The 17052-nt window shown below is 72.0% G+C and carries 13 protein-coding genes; 4 read left to right on the forward strand and 9 right to left on the reverse strand.

The window, feature by feature from the left end; genetic code table 11:
• Nucleotides 1-197 precede the first annotated feature (197 nt).
• The 3 genes from ppk2 to KUM40_RS23675 form a co-directional block, all read right to left on the reverse strand.
• A complete protein-coding gene (gene ppk2, locus KUM40_RS23665) occupies nucleotides 198-1226 on the reverse strand; it encodes a polyphosphate kinase 2 (RefSeq protein ID WP_217168103.1) in 1029 nt (342 codons plus the stop codon).
• 76 nt (nucleotides 1227-1302) lie between these two features.
• Complete coding sequence (locus KUM40_RS23670) at nucleotides 1303-1737, reverse strand: hypothetical protein (RefSeq protein ID WP_217168104.1); 435 nt, start codon at nucleotides 1735-1737, stop codon at nucleotides 1303-1305.
• A 128-nt stretch (nucleotides 1738-1865) separates the two neighbouring features.
• Nucleotides 1866-2936 (reverse strand): aldo/keto reductase, encoded by a 1071-nt coding sequence (locus tag KUM40_RS23675; RefSeq protein WP_217168105.1) that lies wholly within the window; start codon nucleotides 2934-2936, stop codon nucleotides 1866-1868.
• Between the two features lie 99 nt (nucleotides 2937-3035).
• Between KUM40_RS23675 and KUM40_RS23680 the strand changes: the two genes are divergently transcribed.
• Nucleotides 3036-3662 (forward strand): TetR/AcrR family transcriptional regulator, encoded by a 627-nt coding sequence (locus tag KUM40_RS23680; RefSeq protein WP_217168106.1) that lies wholly within the window; start codon nucleotides 3036-3038, stop codon nucleotides 3660-3662.
• Between the two features lie 203 nt (nucleotides 3663-3865).
• A complete protein-coding gene (locus tag KUM40_RS23685) occupies nucleotides 3866-6412 on the forward strand; it encodes a discoidin domain-containing protein (RefSeq protein ID WP_217168107.1) in 2547 nt (848 codons plus the stop codon).
• Between the two features lie 63 nt (nucleotides 6413-6475).
• Here KUM40_RS23685 and KUM40_RS23690 read toward each other — a convergent pair whose 3' ends face one another.
• Nucleotides 6476-9850, reverse strand: coding sequence for a pyruvate carboxylase (locus KUM40_RS23690; RefSeq protein ID WP_217168108.1), 3375 nt, complete (start codon nucleotides 9848-9850; stop codon nucleotides 6476-6478).
• Between the two features lie 318 nt (nucleotides 9851-10168).
• Here KUM40_RS23690 and KUM40_RS23695 point away from each other — a divergent pair, with 318 nt between their 5' ends.
• Nucleotides 10169-11041, forward strand: a complete 873-nt coding sequence (locus KUM40_RS23695; protein ID WP_217168109.1) for a CAP domain-containing protein — start codon at nucleotides 10169-10171, stop codon at nucleotides 11039-11041.
• 6 nt (nucleotides 11042-11047) lie between these two features.
• Here the strand turns inward: KUM40_RS23695 and KUM40_RS23700 are convergent, their stop codons facing one another.
• Both KUM40_RS23700 and KUM40_RS23705 read right to left on the reverse strand, forming a co-directional pair.
• On the reverse strand, nucleotides 11048-12388 hold the full coding sequence (locus KUM40_RS23700; protein ID WP_217168110.1) for a HAMP domain-containing sensor histidine kinase: 1341 nt from the start codon (nucleotides 12386-12388) through the stop codon (nucleotides 11048-11050).
• Nucleotides 12385-13074: a response regulator transcription factor gene (locus KUM40_RS23705; protein WP_217168111.1), complete on the reverse strand. Its 690-nt coding sequence runs from the start codon at nucleotides 13072-13074 to the stop codon at nucleotides 12385-12387. The genes KUM40_RS23700 and KUM40_RS23705 overlap by 4 nt, the downstream gene beginning before the upstream one ends.
• 36 nt (nucleotides 13075-13110) lie before the next feature.
• Between KUM40_RS23705 and KUM40_RS41630 the strand changes: the two genes are divergently transcribed.
• Entirely contained in the window at nucleotides 13111-13692 is a 582-nt protein-coding gene (locus KUM40_RS41630) for a hypothetical protein (RefSeq protein WP_254395522.1), read from the forward strand.
• 15 nt (nucleotides 13693-13707) lie between these two features.
• Here the strand turns inward: KUM40_RS41630 and KUM40_RS23715 are convergent, their stop codons facing one another.
• From KUM40_RS23715 to KUM40_RS23725, 3 genes are all read right to left on the reverse strand, one after another.
• Nucleotides 13708-15378, reverse strand: a complete 1671-nt coding sequence (locus KUM40_RS23715; RefSeq protein ID WP_217168112.1) for a cellulase family glycosylhydrolase — start codon at nucleotides 15376-15378, stop codon at nucleotides 13708-13710.
• A gap of 186 nt (nucleotides 15379-15564) precedes the next feature.
• On the reverse strand, nucleotides 15565-16263 hold the full coding sequence (locus tag KUM40_RS23720) for a class F sortase (protein WP_217168113.1): 699 nt from the start codon (nucleotides 16261-16263) through the stop codon (nucleotides 15565-15567).
• 12 nt (nucleotides 16264-16275) lie between these two features.
• Complete coding sequence (locus tag KUM40_RS23725; protein WP_217168114.1) at nucleotides 16276-17052, reverse strand: CHRD domain-containing protein; 777 nt, start codon at nucleotides 17050-17052, stop codon at nucleotides 16276-16278.

Consider the following 17052-nt stretch of genomic DNA (forward strand, 5'->3'; position numbering starts at 1 on the left):
ACCCGCCGTCGGCGCCCGGGGGTCTCGTTTGGATCTTGCCGCCCCGAGCGAGGCCCGGCACGCCCTCCTCCGCCTTGCAACTGCACGCTCCCCCACGCTCGGCTTCTCCCCCGCTCGGGTCGGCAACACGGCACCGTTGCCTGGAACCGGCCTGATCCACACGACACCCCTTGCGCCGGGCGCCTGGACGGGCGGCCTCAGGGCGACTCGTCCGGGTGGGTCCCCGGGCCGCCGCCCTGCCCGGCCAGTGGTGTCGGCGAGAGGTCGACCGGTTCCTCGTCGGCCTCGAGCAGGGTGTCGGCGGCGCCCACGATCAGCGGATCGGGGCTGCCCGCGGCCCGGTGGTCCTTGGCCGGGTAGTCGCAGCGGTCCAGCAGGCTGCGCATGGCCTCGAGGCGACCGCGGCGTTTGTCGTTGTTCTTGACCACCGTCCAGGGCGCGTGCGGTGTGTCGGTGGCCCGGAACATGTCGACCTTGGCCGCGGTGTAGTCGTCCCAGAGATCCAACGAGGCGAGGTCCGTCGTCGACAGCTTCCAGCGGCGCACCGGGTCGACCCGGCGGATCGCGAAACGGGTCCGCTGCTCGGCCCGGGAGACGGAGAACCAGAACTTCACCAGCAGGATGCCGTCGTCGGTGAGCAGTCGCTCGAAGGCCGGTGCCTGTTGGAGGAACGCGCGGTATTCGGGCTCGGTGCAGAATCCCATCACGCGCTCGACGCCCGCCCGGTTGTACCAGGAGCGGTCGAAGAAGACGATCTCGCCGCGGGCGGGCAGGTGGGCCACGTAGCGCTGGAAGTACCACTGTCCCGCCTCCCGCTCGGTCGGCTTGTCCAGCGCGACCACGCGGGCGCCGCGGGGGTTGAGGCGTTCGGTGAAGCGCTGGATGGTGCCGCCCTTGCCGGCCGCGTCGCGGCCCTCGCACAGGACGACGACCCGCTGCCCGGACTCCTTGACCCAGCGCTGCATCTTGAGCAACTCGATCTGCAGGACCCGTTTCCGCCGCTCGTAGTCGGCCCTGCGTACCTTGCGGTCGTAGGGGTGGTTCTCCCGCCAGGTGTCGATGGGGGTCCCCTCGGAGTTGAGGAGGATCGGCTTCTCCGGTCTGCGCTCGTCGATCCGCAGGCCGTCGAGGAGATCGCCCTCGGTCGGCTCCCCGGCCGGTGCCCCGGCCCCGGCCGCCTCGGAGTCGTCGTGCTTCTTCGCCGCGTCCTCACGCTCGGGCTTCACCGGCGCTCCCGTCCTTCCACCCACGCCGGCACCGCTCCCGGGCCCGCCGCACCGCCTGTGGCCGCTCGATCCCGTCTCACGCGGCGCGGGCCCGTTCCGCGTCCGGGCGTACGGGTGCCGCCGGGGTGCGGGCGGCGCGGACCCGGTAGGTCGTCCGGGCCGGATCGGCGAGGGGCTCGCCGAGTGTGATCCGGCCGGCGGCGTGCAGCATGTCGCACTGGGCGGTGGGCAGCGCGACGTAGCAGCCCCCTCGGCCGGTGGCGGAGTCCAGCGGCCGCCAGTAGCTGTATCTGCGCCGGCCGCCCTCGCGCACGGTGACGAAGACGGGGGTACGCGCGTCGGCGACGATCCGCAGGACCTCGGCCTCACCTGCGCCGAGCGGGGTGCTCGGGCGGGGCGGTCGGCGGACGGCGGCGGACGGGGTGCCCGTGGGCAGCGGCGTAGCGGGCTGTGCGCGGCGCCCGGTCACACGGAAGTCGGCGGTCTGCGGGCGGACGACGGTGGGCGGCATCGGCTGTGGCCTTTCCAGGTCGGTGACTCGAGACCGCCTACCCGGTCCGGCCGGTGTTGATCTCGCTTGCCCGCATTCTTCAGCACGACACTGACAAACCGTGCTCCGCGGCGCCGGACCACGCCGGGTCAGCCGTGCCAGGCACCCGCGTCGGCGCCCATCCGGCGCAGGGGGTGGGGATTGACCCGGGCGAAGCCCTCCTGTCGTTCGTAGGGGAAGTACGGATAGGGGGCGGCCTTGGCACTCGCGGCGTCGAGCCTGGCCACCTGATCCTGCGTCAGGGACCAGCCGACGGCGCCGAGATTCTGCCGGAGCTGTTCCTCGTTGCGGGCGCCGATGAGGACCGAGGAGACGGTCGGACGCCGCAGCAGCCAGTTGATGGCCGTCTGGGGCACGGTCTTGCCCGTCTCCTCAGCGACGGCGTCCAGGGCGTCCACCACCCGGAACAGCAGGTCGTCCGCCACGGGCGGACCGTAGGCGGCGGTGGCGTGCAGTCGGCTGCCGGCGGGGAGGGGCCGGCCGCGGCGGATCCGGCCGGTCAGCCGCCCCCACCCCAGCGGGCTCCAGACGACGGCTCCGACACCCTGGTCGAGACCGAGCGGCATGAGTTCCCACTCGTAGTCCCGTCCGACGAGGGAGTAGTAGACCTGGTGGGCCGCGTAACGCTGGTACCCGTGGGTGTCCGCGTCGGCCAGCGACTTCATCAGCTGCCAGCCGCTGAAGTTCGAGACACCGGTGTAGCGGAGCTTCCCGGCCCGTACGAGGTCGTCGAGCGTGGCGAGCACCTCGTGGACCGGGGTGCCCGCGTCGAAGGCGTGCAGTTGGAAGAGGTCGATGTAGTCCGTGCCCAGCCGGCGCAGGGCCTGGTCGACCACCTTGATCAGACGTGCCCGCGAGGTCCCCGCGTCCGCCGGGCCGTCTCCCGTCGGGAGGCCCGCCTTCGTGGAGATGAGCACCTGGTCACGGCGTCCCTCGAGGGCGGCGCCGAGCACTTCCTCCGACGCCCCGGCGGAGTAGACGTCGGCGGTGTCGAACATGGTCACCCCGGCTTCCAGGCAGATGTCGACCAGTCGGCGTGCCTGCGCCGCGTCCGTGTCGCCCCAGGCGCCGAAGAGCTCTCCGCGCCCGCCGAAGGTACCCGCGCCGAAGCTCAGTGCCGGGACCATGAGCCCGGACGTGCCCAGTCTCCTGAATTCCACAACCGCATCCCCTCGTCAAGACTTTAACGGGACTGTAGTACCGTTACGGTGTTCGCAGAGTAACAGAGACCAGCCCTCTAATGGAACCGGAGTACCGTTATGACGTCCGAGAGCGTAGGCCCCGGCACCCTCCGCCCCGGTGGCCGCACCGCCCGGGTGCGGTCCGCCGTACTCCGGGCCGCCGGGGACGCACTGTCGGAGCACGGCCTGGCCGGCCTCGACCTCGCCGACGTGGCCCGCCGCGCCGATGTGGGCAGGACGACGGTCTACCGCCGCTGGGGCACCCCGGCCAACCTGGTCGCCGACCTGCTCATGGACATGGCCGAGCAGTCGCTGCCCCGCACGGAGACCGGTTCGCTCCTCGGCGACCTGCGCGCGAACGCCCGGCTGGTGCGGCACACGCTGGCCGATCCGCGCCAGGGCGCGCTGTTCAAGGCGGTGATCGCCGCCGCGACGTCCGACGCGCAGGCCGCCGCCGCCCTCCGCCGGTTCTACGACGTCCGCGTCTCGGAGTGGGAGCCCTGCGCCCGGCAGGCCGTGGAGCGGGGCGAGCTGCCCGAGGGCACGGACACGCGCGAGGTGATCCGCGCCGTCTCCGCCCCGCTCTACTACCGCCTGCTGACCACCGACGACCCGCTCGACGAGGCGACGGCGGACCGTGCCGCCGAGGCCGCGGTGGCGGCGGCACGGGCGGGAGTCTTCACCCCGGCGGCGGGGCAGCGGTGACCCGCCGTCCGGCACCCCCTTCCTCGCGAAGTCCTGCCCGAACTCTTGCCCGAACTCTTGCCTGATTGATGCCTCACCACTTAAATCACACCTTGAACTAAGTGACCGCGCAGGCTTGTTCGTTTCCTGCGCGCATGTCCGGCACCGGCACCCGGCCAGGCAGGCCGGGTGCTCCCCTGTCCGCACCCGCAGAAAGCTCACGTATGAGACTCAGATCCTTGGGTGTCGCGCTCGTCGCCACGGCGGCGCTCGTCACCCTGCCCACGCCCATGACGGCCACCGCGGCCGACACCCCCCTCTCCCAGGGCCGGACGGCCACGTCGTCGTCGGCCGAGAACGCCTCGACGTCCTCCGCCAACGCCGTCGACGGCGACACGAACACCCGGTGGTCGTCGGCCGCGAGCGACGACCAGTGGCTCCAGGTCGACCTCGGCGCCACGGCCTCCGTCACCCGGGTCGAACTCGACTGGGAGGCCGCCTACGGCAAGGACTACAAGATCCAGCTCTCCCAGGACGGAAGCACCTGGTCCGACGCGAAGACGGTCACCGGCGGCGACGGCGGTACCGACACGCTGGACGTCTCGGGCCAGGGCCGGTACGTCCGCATGCAGGGCGTGCACCGGGCCACCCCCTGGGGCTACTCCCTGTGGGAGTTCCAGGTCTTCGGTACCACCGGCCCCACCACGCCCGGCGGCTCCTGCGACACCGCCAACGCCGCCCTGGGCAAGCCCGCCTCCGCCTCCTCCGTCGAGAATGCCGGGACGCCGGCCGCCGCGGCCTTCGACGGTGACGCCGGCACCCGCTGGTCGAGCCAGGCCTCCGACCCGCAGTGGGTGCGGGTCGACCTGGGCGCAGTACGCGACCTGTGCGAGGTGGACCTCGACTGGGAGGCCGCCTACGCCAAGGACTTCCGGATCGAGGCCTCCTCGGACGGTCAGAACTGGCAGACCCTCAAGAGCGTCACCGGCGCCACCGGGGGCAAGGCCTCCTACGACGTCAGCGGCTCGGGCCGCTACGTACGCGTCCACGGCACGGCCCGCGCGACGGGCTACGGCTACTCGCTGTGGGAGGTCGCCGTGCACACCGGTACGACCGGCACTCCCCCGGTCGAGGGCGGCGGTGACCTGGGACCGAACGTCATCGTCGTGGATCCCTCCACGCCGAACCTCCAGCAGAGGTTCGACCAGGTCTTCGCCCAGCAGGAGTCCAACCAGTTCGGCAGCGAGCGCTACCAGTTCCTGCTGAAGCCGGGCACCTACAACGGCATCAACGCCCAACTCGGCTTCTACACCTCCATCTCCGGCCTCGGTCTCAACCCGGACGACACGCAGATCAACGGCGACATCACCGTGGACGCCGGCTGGTTCAACGGCAACGCCACCCAGAACTTCTGGCGTTCGGCGGAGAACCTCGCCATCAGACCCGTCAACGGCACCAACCGCTGGGCGGTGGCCCAGGCGGCCCCGTTCCGCCGGATCCACGTCCAGGGCGGCCTCAACCTCGCCCCCAACGGCTACGGCTGGGCCTCCGGCGGCTACATCGCCGACTCGAAGATCGACGGCACGGTCGGCCCCTACTCCCAGCAGCAGTGGTACACCCGGGACAGTTCCGTCGGCGGCTGGACCAACGGCGTCTGGAACATGACGTTCACGGGTGTCGAGGGCGCGCCGGCGAGCAACTTCGAGACCGGTCCGTACACGACGCTCGACACCACGCCGATCTCGCGCGAGAAGCCCTTCCTCTACCTGGACGGCACCGAGTACAAGGTGCGGGTGCCCGCCAAGCGCACCAACGCCCGCGGCGTCTCCTGGCCCGCCAACGCCGGGGGGACGTCCCTGCCGCTCAGCCAGTTCTACGTGGTCAAGCCCGGCGCGACGGCGGCGACCATCAACGCCGCCCTCGACCAGGGCCTCAACCTGCTCTTCACGCCCGGCGTGTACCACATCGACCAGACCATCGAGGTCGACCGCGCCAACACCGTCGTGCTGGGGCTCGGTCTGGCCACGATCATCCCGGACGGCGGCGTGGACGCCATGCACGTGGCCGACGTCGACGGAGTGCGGCTCGCGGGCTTCCTCATCGACGCGGGTCCGGTGAACTCCGACACGCTGCTGCGGATCGGGACGCCGGGCGGGAACGCCGACCACTCCGCCAACCCCACCACCATGCAGGACGTGTTCATCCGCGTCGGCGGCGCGGGACCGGGCAGAGCCACCGACTCCGTCGTGGTCGAGAGCGACGACGTGATCATCGACCACACCTGGATCTGGCGGGCCGACCACGGCGAAGGCGTCGGCTGGGAGACCAACCGCGCCGACTACGGTCTGCGGGTCAACGGCGACGACGTCCTCGCGACGGGTCTGTTCGTCGAGCACTTCAACAAGTACGACGTCTACTGGAGCGGTGAGCGCGGCCGGACGATCTTCTTCCAGAACGAGAAGGCGTACGACGTCCCGAACGAGGCGGCCGTCACCCACGACGGCATCGTCGGCTACGCGGCCTACAAGGTCGCCGACTCGGTGAACGTGCACGACGCGGTGGCGCTGGGCAGTTACTGCAACTTCACCGCCGACCCGACCATCGTCCAGCACCACGGGTTCCAGGTGCCGGTCAAGCCGGGCGTCAGGATGCGCCACCTCCAGGTGATCTCACTCGGCGGCATGGGCCAGTACCGCCATGTCATCAACGACACCGGCGCGGCCACGTCGGGGACGGACACCGTGCCGTCCAAGGTCGTCCAGTTCCCCTGAGGGACGACGCGCCCCGCAGCGGTGCGGGGCGCGTCACCCACCGTGAGCCAAAGCGCTCAGGAATCAGGCGAGTTGCACGAGGAGGTCGCCGCCCTCGACCTGCTGGATGCGGTTGATGGCGAGCCTGGTCACCGTGCCGGACTTCGGGGCGGTGATCGAGGCCTCCATCTTCATCGCCTCGATGGTCGCCACGGTGGCACCGGCCGCCACCTCGTCGCCCTCGGCGACGGCGAGGGTCACCACGCCGGCGAACGGCGCCGCGACATGGCCGGGGTCGGCCCGGTCGGCCTTCTCGGTCACCGGGACGTCGGAGGCGGCCGACCGGTCGCGGACCTGGATGGGGCGGAGCTGGCCGTTCAGGGTGGACATCACCGTGCGCATGCCGCGCTCGTCGGCGTCGCCGACCGCCTGCAGCTCGATGAGCAGCCGGACGCCGGGGTCGAGGTCGACCGTGTACTCCTTGCCCGGGCGCAGCCCGTAGAAGAAGTCCTTGCTGTCGAGGACGCTGGTGTCGCCGAACGAGGCGCGGTGGGTGTCGAACTCGCGCGCCGGCCCCGGGAACAGCAGCCGGTTGAGCGTCGCCCGGCGGTCCTTGTCCAGACCGGTGCGGTCGTCCGGGGACAGCTCGGCGAGCGGCTTCGCCTCGCCGCGGCCCCGCAGCGCCTTGGTGCGGAACGGCTCGGGCCAGCCGCCGGGCGGGGTGCCCAGCTCGCCGCGCAGGAAGCCGACGACGGAGTCGGGGATGTCGAACCGGTCGGGCTCGGCCTCGAAGTCCGCCGGGGAGACGCCGGCGCCCACCAGGTGCAGGGCCAGGTCGCCGACCACCTTGGAGGACGGGGTGACCTTCACCAGGCGGCCCAGCATCCGGTCGGCGGCGGCGTACATCGCCTCGATGTCCTCGAAGCGGTCGCCGAGGCCGAGCGCGACGGCCTGGGTGCGCAGGTTGGAGAGCTGGCCGCCGGGGATCTCGTGGTGGTAGACGCGGCCGGTCGGGGCGGCCAGGCCCGCCTCGAAGGGCGCGTAGACCTTGCGGACGCTCTCCCAGTACGGCTCGAGGTCGCCGACGGCCTGGAGGTCGAGGCCGGTGGGGCGCTCGGTGTGGTCGGTGGCGGCCACGATCGCCGAGAGCGACGGCTGCGAGGTGGTGCCCGCCATGGAGGCCACCGCTCCGTCGACGGCGTCCGCGCCGGCCTGGATCGCGGCGAGGTAGGTGGCGAGCTGACCGCCGGTGGTGTCGTGGGTGTGCAGGTGCACCGGCAGGTCGAACTCCCGGCGCAGCGCGGAGACCAGCGTCGCGGCGGCCCGGGCGCGCAGCAGCCCGGCCATGTCCTTGACCGCCAGGACGTGGGCGCCGGCGTTGACGATCTGCTCGGCGAGCCGCAGGTAGTAGTCGAGCGTGTAGAGCCGCTCGGACGGGTTGGACAGGTCGGCGGTGTAACAGAGCGCGACCTCGGCGACGGAGGTGCCGGTCTGTCGTACGGCCTCGATGGCGGGCCGCATCTGCTCGACGTCGTTGAGGGCGTCGAAGATGCGGAAGATGTCGATGCCGGTGGCCGCGGCCTCCTGCACGAAGGCGTCGGTCACCTCGGTCGGGTACGGGGTGTAGCCCACGGTGTTGCGGCCGCGCAGCAGCATCTGGAGGCAGATGTTGGGCGCCGCCTCGCGCAGGGCGGCCAGCCGCTCCCACGGGTCCTCGGCGAGGAAGCGCAGGGCGACGTCGTAGGTGGCGCCGCCCCAGCACTCCAGGGACAGCAGTCGGGGCAGGGTGTGGGCGACCTGCGGGGCGACGGCGAGCATGTCCTTGGTGCGTACCCGGGTGGCCAGCAGCGACTGGTGGGCGTCGCGGAACGTGGTGTCGGTGACGCCGATGGTGGGCGAGGCTCGCAGCCACCGGGCGAAGCCCTCGGGGCCCAGCTCCGCGAGCCGCTGCCGGGAGCCGGCCGGGGGTTCGCCGGCGGGCACCGTCGGCAGCTTGGTCAGCGGGTCGACGAGTTCGGGGCGCTCGCCGTGCGGCTTGTTCACGGTGACGTCGGCGAGATAGGTCAGCAGCTTGGTGCCGCGGTCGGCGGAGTGGCGGGAGGTGAGCAGGTGCGGGCGCTGCTCGATGAACGAGGTCGTGACCCGGCCGGCCTGGAAGTCCGGGTCGTCGAGGACCGCCTGGAGGAAGGGGATGTTGGTGGCGACGCCGCGGATGCGGAACTCGGCGACCGCGCGCCGGGCCCGGTTCACGGCGGTGGTGAAGTCGCGTCCCCGGCAGGAGAGTTTGACCAGCATCGAGTCGAAGTGCGCGCTGATCTCCGTACCGGCGTGGGTGGTGCCGCCGTCCAGGCGGATGCCGGAGCCGCCGGGCGAGCGGTAGGCGCTGATCTGCCCGGTGTCGGGCCGGAAGCCGTTGGCCGGGTCCTCGGTGGTGATGCGGCACTGCAGCGCCGCGCCGCGCAGGGTGATGTTCTCCTGGGCGAGGCCGAGGTCGGCCAGGGTCTCGCCGGCGGCGATGCGCAGTTGGGACTGGACGAGGTCGACGTCGGTGACCTCCTCGGTCACCGTGTGCTCGACCTGGATGCGGGGGTTCATCTCGATGAAGACGTGGTTGCCCTCGCGGTCGACGAGGAACTCCACGGTGCCGGCGTTGCGATAGCCGATCTGCCGGGCGAAGTTCACGGCGTCGGCGCAGATCCGCGTCCGCAGGGCCGGGTCGAGGCCCGGCGCGGGCGCCAGCTCGATCACCTTCTGGTGACGGCGCTGCACCGAGCAGTCACGCTCGAAGAGGTGGATGACATTGCCTTCGCCGTCGGCGAGGATCTGCACCTCGATGTGACGGGGCTCGACGACGGCTTTCTCCAGGAAGACGGTGGAGTCGCCGAAGGCGGAGGCCGCCTCCCGGGACGCGGCCTCGATGGCCTCGCGCAACTGGGCGGGTTCCTCGACGCGGCGCATGCCGCGCCCGCCGCCGCCCGCGACGGCCTTGACGAACACGGGGAAGCCGACGTCGTCGGCGGCGCGCACGAGTTCGTCCACGTCGGTGGAGGGCGCGGAGGAACCGAGGACCGGTACGCCCGCCTCCCGCGCGGCGGCCACGGCGCGGGCCTTGTTGCCGGTCAGTTCCAGGATGTGGGCGCTGGGTCCGACGAAGGTGATCCCGGCCTCTTCGCAGGCACGGGAGAGCTCGGGGTTCTCGGACAGGAATCCGTAACCCGGGTAGACGGCGTCGGCTCCCGCTCGGCGGGCCGCGCGGACGATCTCCTCCACGGAGAGATACGCGCGCACCGGGTGCCCCGGCTCCCCGATCTCGTAGGCCTCGTCGGCCTTCAGCCGGTGCAGCGAGTTGCGGTCCTCGTGCGGGAAGACGGCGACGGTGCGCGCGCCGAGCTCGTAGCCCGCCCGAAACGCACGGATCGCGATCTCACCGCGGTTGGCGACCAGCACCTTGCGGAACATTCTTGATCCCTTCAGCCTGCCGGGTGACCTGACCATCGTGTCGGTGCCACCTCCGGTACGCCATGTGAGCCGGGCCACTCTCCGCCCGGCCCTCCCGGCCGGTTTCACACGTAGCTCTTCCCTACCCCGCGACCGGCTTCTCACCTCAGCGGACTTTGGCGGCTCTTTTAAGGCTTCCTGAAGACGACCTTCGAACGGCCGTTTAAACGCCGAAGGCGCCCTAGGCTCTCGAACACCCCCCACAGTCCCGGTGGGCGCGGTCGCGTCCACCGGGTACGGGGTTCCGTCAGCCGACCGACAAGCCGAGGTGTCCTGCGTATGGGTTCCCGCCGAGCCGCTCGCCCGTCCCGCTCCCACGCCCGCCCCCGCAGCGGGCTCCGGAGCCGCGGTGCCGCGCTGGTGCTCGGCGCCGTCACCGTGACGGCGGGCGTCGGGATCACGCTGGCCGTCGCCGACGGTGACGACGGCGGCGCCTCGGACCGGGTCGCCGCGGACTCCGCCGTCCCGACGCCGAACGCCGAGGACGCGGCCGGCGGTGCGTCCCCGCTGGCGTCCCCGTCGGCGAGCCCCAGCACGTCGGCGAGCGGCTCGCCGAGCGCGAGCGCCGAGCCGACGAAGAAGCCGAAGAAGACGGCGAGCGCGACCACCGGCGCGGCCAAGGCCCCCGCGCCGACGTCCAAGGCTCCCGTCAAGGTCACCCCGAAGAGCGGCACCGACGATCGTTCGGGGAGCGGTGGCGGCGGCGACTCGGGGTCGGGTACCGGCTCGGATTCGGGATCGGGCTCGGGCTCGGGTTCCGGTGGGTCGGACGGGGCCGAGGCACAGGTCCTCGCGCTGGTGAACAAGGAGCGGGCCGCGGCGGGCTGCTCACCGGTCACCGCGAACGACAAGCTGACCCGGGCCGCGGACGACTACAGCGATGTCATGGCGAGCAGCGGTGTGATGTCCCACACGGGCCCCGACGGCTCCACCATGGCGGGCCGGGTGGAGGCCGCCGGTTACCAGTGGTCGACGCTGGGCGAGAACATAGCCCGGGGCCAGGCGGACGCCGCCTCGGTGATGGACTCGTGGATGAACAGCGAGGGCCACCGCGCGAACATACTCAACTGCTCCTTCAAGGAGCTGGGCGTCGGCGTCCACTTCGGCGACGGCGGCCCCTGGTGGACCCAGGACTTCGGCGCGGGCCGCTGACGCCCGTCACCGCCTCTGGGCACCCTCGGGGGCGTCGGCCAGGGCGAACGACACCCGCACCCGCGCGCCTCCCAGCGGCGCGCGGCTGATCGTCAGTTCGCCGTCCGCCGTGCGGGCCGCCCGGGCCACGATGTCCAGGCCGAGCCCGGTGGAACCGCCGACGCTGACGCCCCGGGTGAGCGCCGCCCCGGGGTCCGCCACGCCCGGTCCGGCGTCGTCGACCGTGAGGTGCACGTGACGGCCTTGGCGCTCCACGCGGACGGCGAAGGCCGTGCCCTGCGGGGTGTGCCGGAAGACGTTGCCGATCAGGGCGTCGACGACGGCCGCGAGGTCGTCCTCGGAGAAGGCCACGGGCGTCGGCCGCGGCGTGAAGGAGCGCTCGCACAGCCGCTCCTGCTGGGTGGCGAGGACCGACCAGAACTCCAGGCGCATGGCGACCACCTCGGCGACGTCGCACGGTTTCCCCGTGCCCGCCCCCGCTGTCCCTGTCCCTGCCCCGCCGAGGTGTGCCGACGCCAAGGGCGTACGCGCCGCCGCGATGATCGAGTCGAGCTCGTTCTCGAGCTGTCCGGCCGCCTCCGTGACCCGCCGGGCGCTCGGCGTCGTACCCATCCGGTCGGCCTCCAGATAGAGGGCGGTCAGCGGGGTGCGCAGCCGGTGCGAGAGGTCGGCGACGAGTTCGCGTTCGACGGCCAGCAGGTCGACGACCCGGTCGGCCATGGTGTTGAACGCCACTCCGGCCTCCTGGAGCTCGGGCGGGCCGTCCGGTTCCACCCGTACGTCGAGGTCGCCGGAGCCGAGGGCGAGCGAGGCGCGCTTGAGGCCCCGGGAGGAGCGGACGACGCGGGCGCCGAGCCGGTCGGCGACCAGCACCGAGCCGCCCACGAGGCCCAGCGCCAGCAGCGCCATCACACCCCATGAGGCCGCCACGCCCCGGGTGAGGTCCGCGGCGGGCACATAGGCCTCGACGACCGCGACCCTCTCGCCCCGCAGAACGACGGGCTGGAGGTAGGCCCAGCCGTCCGACGTGTCGACGGCGAGTGTCTCGCGCCCCCGCACGGCCCGGTCGAGCGCCTCCTCGGACGCGTGCGGGGTCCCGACGAAGCCGCCGTCGGGCAGCCGTACGACCAGTTGGTCGGAGGAGCCCAGTTCCGCGACGGCCTGCTGCACGTCCGCGCGCCGGGTGGTGAGGGCGAGCACCGGCGAGAGGGCCGAGGCACGCTGCTCGGCGGCGGTGGTGACCCGGTCCCGGGCCTGTTCGCGCACGAGGAGGGCGAGCGGGATGAGGAACGACAGCGCCACCATCGAGGTGACGGCCAGGGCGATCCCGGCGAGCGCGCGTCTCATGGCGAGCTGACCAGCTTGATGCCGATACCGCGCACAGTGTGGAGATAGCGGGGCTTTCGCGCCTTCTCGCCCATTTTGCGGCGGAGTGCGGAGAGGTGGACGTCCACCGTCTGGTCCTCCACATAGGGCTGCTGCCACACCTCGGCGAGTATCCGCTGTCGCGATATGACCTGGTCGGCGTTGGCGGCAAGGTAGGCGAGCAGGTCGAACTCGCGGCGGGTGAGGGGAAGCTCCCGGCCGGCGAGGAGTGCGGTGCGCGCGGTGGGGTCGATGCGGAGGTCGGCGACCTGGAGGACGGAGCGCCGCGTGGCCCTGAGGTCGGCGGGCACGGAGCGGCGCAGCACGGCGGCGAGGCGGGCCGCGAGCTGGCCGCCGGAGAACGGCTTGACCATGTAGTCGTCGGCCCCCGCGTTGAGCAGCCGGATGACCTCGGTGTCGTCGTCGCGGGCGGTGGCGACGAGCACCGGGACGCGGGAGATGCCCCGGATCATCCGCAGCACGTCGAGGCCGTCGAGGTCGGGCAGTCCGAGGTCGAGCACGACGATGTCCGGCGGGCTCTGGGTGATGTCGCGCAGCGCCTCGAAACCCTGGTGCGCGGTCTTCACCGCGTAGCCGTGTCCGGTGAGGACCTCGATCAGCGCGGCCCGGATCACGGGGTCGTCCTCGACGACAAGTACGGAGGCCATGGGCAGGCACGTTAGCCGGTCCGTCACTATGGTGTCGTGTCCCGCCTCCTGCGCTACCTGATCATCTGGCTGTCCTGCACGGCGGCCAGTGTCACGGCTGTCATCATCACGATCCACTTCGTGGTGGGCTCGACCCGGCCGACCGCGCCGGTCGCGCAGACGGCGCCGAAGGAGCTGCCGACGTCCCCCCGCCCCACGGTCACCAAGACCGAGAAGCCCTCCCCCAGCCCGTCGCCGACCAGCCGCAAGCCCAGCCCGTCGCCGTCCCGTACGAGCGCGAAGCCGCCCGAGCCGACTCCGACACCGACGCCGAGCCGCCGCACCACGCCCCCGCCGCAGCCCACGGGCGGGGGCGGGGACGGGGGCGACCTGGGATGCGAGGAGGGCGGGGCCGGTGTGTACACGGTGCCGTCCGAGGGCGGCAAGGCGACCGTGCGGTTCGGCGGCGGCGGGGTGTGCCTGATCTCGGCGGTGCCGAACCAGGGATTCACGGTGAGTACGGAGCAGAGCGAGCCGGGGACGCTGACGGTGACGTTCGCGGCGAGCCGCCACCGCTCGGAGATCACCGCGACGACGCGGCCGCAGAGCCGGGCCGACGTCCGCGAGGTGTCGTGGTGACGTCCCTCACCGCGTTCACGTCGTCGTGCAGGATGCCCCGTTGAGGCTGAACGCGGTCGGGGCGGTGTTGGTGGCGCCCTTGCCCCCGGTGAAGCCGAGGGTGACCGTGCCGCCGGCCGGGATGGTGGAGGTGTAGGGGGCCGGGGCGACGCTCACCGCTCCCGCGTTCTGGGTGGCGGTGCCTCCCCACATGTTGGTGATGGTCTGGCCGTCCGCGAAGGCGAAGGCGAGCGCCCACGGGCCGATGGAGGCGGTCCCGGTGTTGCGCACGGTGATCTCGCCCTGGAAGCCGCCCGGCCACTCGCCCACGACGCGGTATCCGACGGAGCAGGCGCCGCCGGGGGTACCGCCGCCCTCGTCGGTGGTGACGTCGACGGTGGCGGAGCGGGCGGACCGGTTGCCCGCCGCGTCACGGGCGTAGACGGCGAAGGTGTACGGGGTGTCGGCGGTCAGGCCGGTCACGGTGGCGGTGGTGGTCGTCGTCGCGGCGACCACGGTCTCGGTGCCGTCGCCCACCCGGACGACGTCGTAGCCGGCGACCGCGGTGTCGTCGGTGGCGGCGGCCCAGCCGAGCGTGACGGAGGTGTCCGTGACGGCGGAGGCTCTCGGGGTGCCGGGAGCCGTCGGGGCCCGGGTGTCGTCCGGGGCGTCGTCGCCGTAGACGGTGGCCTCCTCGGAGGTCTGGGCGATGCCGTTGACGCCGTGGAAGATGCGTTCGCCCCAGGAGCTGAGCCTGCCGGGGTCGAAGTCGATCGCCAGGTCGAGGATCGGGTCGGTGTTGCCGCTCCAGGACCAGGCCAGGTAGCCGAGGCGGAGCTGCTCGGCGGTGGCCATCATGGTGTCCTCGTCCGGGTCGCCGTACTGGTCGGCGGGGCCACCGAACTCGCCGATGAGGATGGGCAGTTCCGCGTCGACGAAGGCGTTCAGGTAGTCGGTGATCTCCTGGGCGGTGTCGAAGACGCTGTACATGTGGATCGAGAAGATCAGGTTGCCGGTGGGGTCGGCGTCGTAGACGGACTGCGCGTTGGCCCGCATGACGCCCTGCCAGTCCTGACCCCAGTTGGGCGCGTCCACCATGATCGTGTGCTGGAGGCCGGCGTCGCGCAGCTTCTTGACGGCCGCGACGGTCGGCTCGGTCCAGCCGGCGGGGTCGGTGTTGCCCCAGGGCTCGTTGCCGATGTTGACGACGACGTAGTCCTCTTCGCCTGCCAGCACGTCCTTGAGGCCGATCCAGTAGTCCGCGGCGTGGTCGAGCGTGCCGGCCGCGGCATCCTCGCCGTAGCCGGTGGTGTCGTGCACCTCCAGTACGCAGATGAGCCGGTTGGCCTTGCACTGGTCGATGACGGCGGCCACGTCCTCGGGGCTGTTCTCGCTCCAGCGGTACCCGTCGGACAGGACGACCCGGACACTGTTCGCGCCCAGCGCCTTCACGTCCGCCAGCGACTGCGTCTCGCCGGGGTACCAGGTGTGGGCGTGGTTGACCCCGCGCATGACGAAGTCGTTGCCGTTGCCTTCCAGCAGCCGGCCGTCACTGATGTGCAGGCCGGCCGCCTGGAGACCGGGCGACTGGGCCACGGCGGCGGCCGGGCAGAGGGCACCGACGACGGCCAGCCCGAGCAGCGCGGCCAGGCCGGTCAACAGGCGGGCCAAGGGGGACTTCGGTGTATCGCGTCTTGCTGTGCGCACGGCGACTCCAGGACTGAGTAGTGCGGACAGGATGGAGAATGAGGGCGTGGGAGCGCTCCCATACGGAGGGCTCCCATACACTCATTGCGCCGCGTACACGTCAAGACATCGAACAGAAAACGCTTGCCGTACGTCCTGGACCGCACTGCCGTCGCATGACGCCCCGTGCAGGTGCCTGCCGGTGCTCTACTCGGTGTCGGTGTCGGTGTCGGTGAGCGTGGCGTACACGACGATGTTGTCGGCGTACCGGTGCTCGGCCGTGGAGTAGTCGCCGGCACAGGTGATGAGCCGGAGCCCGGCGTGGTCCAGGTCGCGGTAGACCTCGACGGTGGGGAACTCGTCCTTCGGGTACTGCTCGACCCGGTCCACGGTGAAGGTCGCCGTGCGGCCGTCCTCCCGGTCGACGGAGACGGTGTCGCCGGGGGCGAGTTCGCCCAGGCGGTAGAAGACCGAATGGTCGCCGTTCCAGGTGACGTGCCCGGCGATGACGGCGGGGCCGCGCTGCCCCGGCGCGGGGCCGGGCGTGTACCAGCCGGCCAGGTCGGGATCGCGCGGGGTCCGCATCTCACCGTCGCCGTCCAGTCCCAGGTCCTCCAGCGCGGAGGAGACGCCGATGGCGGGGACGGTCACCTTGGTCGGCGCGGACCGGGGAAGGGCGGCGGCCGTCGGACTGTGTCCGGCGTCGTGCCGGTGCCCTTGCGACGGGGAGGCGGTGGGGGCGCCGGTCCCCGGCCCGGCCGGTGCGGTGACCGACGGGGCCGGAGGTACCGCGCGGGACTCTCCGGCGCCGCGCCACAGGCCGACGGCCAGGGCGGCGGCGGAGAGCACCGCGATCACCGCGCAGAGGACCAGCAGCAGACGCCGCCGGGAAGGCCCGCGGTTCATCGGGCGACCCGGTCAGCGCTCACCGGTACGCCGCCACACGACCACCGCTCCGACGGCGGCCGCCATCACGCCGGCTCCGCCGAGGGCCATCATCTGCGCCGAGTCGCCGCCGCCGGTCGCGGCGGTACCGGTCTCGACTCCGCCCTCGGGCATCTCGCCGATGGAGGCACCGCGCACCATGCCGCAGTTGGTGGGGGCGGTCGCCTCCAGGGGGAGCTTCGGGTCGAGCTGGCTCTTGCCGGCGTCCGTGTCGTACTTGCCGTTGTCGTTGACGTCGATGCCGTGCTGCACGATGTGCAGGTCCTTGAAGTGGTCGGCGACGTCCTGCGAGACGGTGAGGGTGCGTTCGTAGGACAGCTTGCCGTCCTTGTCGGCGGTGGGCATCCGGTCGACCGCGAGGCCGCTGTCCTTGCTGGTGTCCCCGCCGGTGGTCAGCGAGATGTTGATGTCTCCGTAGGCGGGCAGCCCTTCTGCGGTGGAGACGATTCCGTCGCCGTCCTTGTCGGCGCTCGCGTCGGGACAGTGGAAGTCCATGCCCTTGGTCGAGCCGTGGATGTGCTGGGCGTGCGGCGCTCCCGGCGTCAGGCCCTCGGCCTGGATCTTCACCGTCAGCTTCGTGCCCTCCAGGCTCACCATGGCGGTGCCGCTCGCGCCGGAGTCGTTGAGCTGCTCGAGGTTGATCTGGTACGCCTGGCTGTCGGCGGCGAGTGCGGGAGCCGCGGCTCCCAGGGCCACCGCTGCGGGCAGTGCGGTGAGTGCGGCTATCCGTGCTGTGCGTCGGTTCCTCAC

Origin of the sequence: Streptomyces sp. AC512_CC834 (genome assembly GCF_019049325.1) — a bacterium.
In the GTDB taxonomy this organism is placed as follows: Bacteria; Actinomycetota; Actinomycetes; order Streptomycetales; family Streptomycetaceae; genus Streptomyces.